Here is a 493-nt window from a genome sequence, read left to right as displayed (position 1 = left end):
CTACTGGCTGATGGCCAACACCCTGATCAGGATCGAGGCCGACCTCTACGCAGAGGCGGGGGTCCCCGCCGGCCAGGTCTGGCGGACCGTCTCCGTCGGCAGGCGGGTCCTGCAGTCCGCGGACACGGTCTCCTTCGTCCTCACCTCCACCGACGGCACACCGTTGCCGAACTACCTTCCCGGGCAGTACATCTCGGTGAGTGTGCCGCTCCCCGACGGTGCGCACCAGATCCGCCAGTACAGCCTGGTCGGGGCGCCGTCGGCGACCGAGTGGCAGATCAGCGTCAAGGCCGTCCCTGGCGGTGTCGCGCCGGATGGTACCGAGAAGCCGGCTGGCGAGGTGTCGAATTTCCTGTACCACAACGTCTTCGAGGGTGACAGCCTGTCGGTTTCGCACCCGTTCGGCGACCTGGTACTCGAGCAGGACGACGCGCCCCTGTTGCTGGTGTCTGCCGGGATCGGCTGCACCCCGATGATCGGCATGCTCAACCAT

At 66.9% G+C, this 493-nt stretch carries 1 protein-coding gene; it reads left to right on the top strand.

The window, feature by feature from the left end; translation table 11 throughout:
* Positions 1-10: 10 nt before the first annotated feature.
* Positions 11-493, top strand: a 483-nt coding sequence (locus AC1DYG_RS19415; protein WP_477641491.1) for an FAD-binding oxidoreductase, incomplete at its 3' end; no start/stop codon positions are given.

The sequence above is a fragment of the Pedococcus sp. P1_H8 genome (genome assembly GCF_056405175.1).
This window is presented reverse-complemented; position numbering and strand designations above follow the sequence as displayed.